Here is a 2,827-nt window from a genome sequence, read left to right as displayed (position 1 = left end):
ACAGCGCACCTTCGAGCAGTGCATAGAGCTTGCTGCCGTCCTTGCTGGAGGCCATGCCTTCGTAGCCCTTGGAGCGCTTGACTTCAAACGGCGTGGGCTTGGCGTCGGGGGCACCGGGCATCAGCACACCGGGCGCATCGGGCGAGCGCACGACCTTGCCGTCCACCTGCGTCTCGACCACGGCCAGCACCTTGCCGTTCAGGTCGGCCTTGATGAGGAAGGGGCCAAACTCTTCGCCGATCCACAGTGCGCCACCGGCGAACTGGAAACTCTCGGGGTCGAAGTCAGCGCCCGTCAGGTAGCGCTTGTCGGTGCCTTCGTGGGTGATGCGAAACGGCACCTTCTTGTCGGGGTCGTGCAGGAAGACAGTCTTGAGGCGGTTGAACTGGCCGCTTTGGAAGTCCACGGTGTAGTGGCTCAGGTGCAGCATGAAGTCGGGCGAGTTGGCCTTGGAGCCCGCGCCGTTGTCGGTCAGGATCCAGAACGAGCCGTCGGCCATGCGCTTGATGCCCGAGTGGCCCTGGAGGGGCTGGCCCTGGAACGGCAACGACACGCCTGTGTCGCGGCCGCCCGACTGGCCCATCACGCTGCCCACGGCGTCCACACGGCGGGGGGTGGTGAACTTGCCGGCCACCTGCAGGTCTTGCGGCGCGTCCTTGGGTGCGGCAACCACGGTGAGGGCGGGCATCACGGCGTGGCCGGCCAGGGTGGCGGGGTAGGCCTGCTGGGCGATGGCGGGGGTGGCGGCAGCGCACAGCAGCGCTGCGCAGGCGGCAATTGGGGACAGTCGGGACATGGTGGTCAAGGGGAAGAGAGCCAAAACCGTGAACGATGCCGCCGCCCTGTGACACCGCCATGAAAAGCGGTTCTCCAACGCCCCCCAACCAGGCAACGCCGAATCGGGCACATGCACGGACCTTTTGCGGCTGGCCAGGATCACACCAGCCTCACTCCACCCGCACGGCCTGCGCACCTGCCATGGAAACCCTCTCTGCACTGCAATCCCTCGGCCTGGAGCTGCCCAGCCCGGCCTACATAGTGGGCGCCATCCTGTTTGGCCTGATCGGCATGGCGGCGTACTGGCACGGCAAGCGTGCGCAGCAGCCGCGCACCCGCTGGTGGGGCGTGGCGTTGATGTTCTATCCCTACGTGGTCTCGGCCACCTGGCTGCTGTACGCCGTGGGCGTCGCGCTGTGCCTGGGGATGTGGTGGGACGGGCAGCGCGGCTAGGGATCCTCCGCACCAAGGAATCAACCGGCGGCGGCCACCAACCCTGCGCCGTGCCCGCGCGTGAAGGCTTCTTCAAACACCGAATACCCCGACCAGTCGGCATGCGCAAACGCCAGCCGTGCGGTGGTGGGCGTGGGCAGCCAGGCGGCACGCTCACCATTTGATAGCACCTTGGGCATGAAAGACCTGCGCTCCAGGCCGATTTGGCTCAAAAACTGCTGCAAACCCGGTGTGGGGATGGACATGGCGTGCCCATAGCGGGTGATGTCCACGCGCGTGGCGCGCTGGCGCAGGTCGGGGTGGGGCACGGCGAGAGCGGCCAGGGCGGCGTCGGCCCAGTGCTGCCAGGGCTGGGTGGCCAGTTGCTGGCGGCCGTCCTCCCGGTCGCCCAGCGCCTGGTAGTAGGTGAGCACGGTGGGGCCGGCCAGCGTGGCGCGGGTGTCCAGGCGCTGGTGGCCGGCGTTCACATAGCCCAGGCCCCCCGCCGTGGGGTCGGCATACAGGACGTTGTCCCAGGCCGGCGCAGCGCCGGGGCGGTCGGTGAGCGGACTTTGGATGTGGATGTTGGCCACCAGCCAGGGCGCCCACGACAGACGCTGGGCCGCCCCGGTGAGGAAGGCGGGCGGGTTCTGCACCACGCGCGCCGCCACGAAGACGGGCAGCGCCACGATGCAGCGTGGCGCCTGCCAGCGCTCCACGCTGTCGGTGGCGTGATTGAACGCATCCACCTCCACGCCGTGGCGGCCTTCGGTGATGCGCAGCACGCTGGTGCCGGCGCGCAGCTGGCCGCCGCCGTGGGACGTGTTGGCCAGCGGCTCGGCCAGGCGCCGGGTGATCCAGCCATTGCCCTCGGGCCAGGTCAAAACGCTTTCGCGGGCTTCGTCCACGGCCTCGCCGGGCGCATGAAAGCCATGGCGGCTGGCAAAGTAGTGGATGCCCGCCCAGGCCGAGACACGGTCGGCCCCGGCGCCGTAGTCGTCGCGGCAGCAGTAGTCCAGGTACCAGCGCAGGTGGGCATCGTCCAGCCCTTCCTGCGCCAGCCAGGCGGCAAACGTCATCGCGTCCAGCGCCTGCTGGCTGGGCGCCAGTGGGCGCTTGGCGGTCCACAGCTTGAGTGCGGGCATGGCAAACCGGGCGGCGCGGGCCTGCGCGTCCACGGCCTGGGCAAAGCGGCGGTACTGCGCCAGCGTGGCCTCGCCCACGCCCTGCACGGGCAGCAGGCCGTCTTGCCACTCGCCATCGAAGTACAGGCGCTCCTGCGGGCTGTGGCACAGGTGGCGTTCGTCGTACTGCCAGCGCCCGGCCACACGCTGGCGCAGGCCCAGCTCCTCCAGCAGGTCCTGCACCTCGCGCGCGTCGTCGCCAGGCACGGGCAGGTAGTGCGCGCCCTGCGGGCAGGTGATGCCGTTGACGGCGGTGCCCCGGCTGTTGCCGCCTGCGGTGTCTTCCAGCTCCAGCAGCGCAAAGTCCTGCACGCCTGCCAGCCGCAGCGCACGCGCTGCGGCCAGCCCCGCCACGCCACCACCGGCAATGATGACCTGCGCGCGGCGCACCACGGCGGGCTCGGGCCAGGTGCCGCGCGCCAGCCACTCACGCA

3 protein-coding genes are annotated in these 2,827 nt (G+C 69.8%); 1 reads left to right on the top strand and 2 read right to left on the bottom strand.

What is annotated here, in order from left to right; translation table 11 throughout:
• Positions 1 to 796 (bottom strand): esterase-like activity of phytase family protein (locus DBR23_RS17215; protein ID WP_199227735.1); only part of this gene is annotated, 796 nt, incomplete at its 3' end.
• A 182-nt stretch (positions 797 to 978) separates the two neighbouring features.
• On the opposite strand from DBR23_RS17215, the gene DBR23_RS17210 reads away from it, so the two are divergent.
• Complete coding sequence (locus DBR23_RS17210) at positions 979 to 1,230, top strand: hypothetical protein (protein WP_056056709.1); 252 nt, start codon at positions 979 to 981, stop codon at positions 1,228 to 1,230.
• 20 nt (positions 1,231 to 1,250) lie between these two features.
• On the opposite strand, the gene DBR23_RS17205 is transcribed toward DBR23_RS17210, so the two are convergent.
• Positions 1,251 to 2,827 (bottom strand): NAD(P)-binding protein (locus DBR23_RS17205; RefSeq protein ID WP_108499056.1); only part of this gene is annotated, 1,577 nt, incomplete at its 5' end.

The organism is Acidovorax sp. HMWF018 (genome assembly GCF_003061035.1).
Lineage (GTDB): Bacteria > Pseudomonadota > Gammaproteobacteria > Burkholderiales > Burkholderiaceae_C > Acidovorax > Acidovorax delafieldii.
Note: the sequence above shows the minus strand (reverse complement) of the source record. Positions and strands in the feature narration are given on the sequence as shown.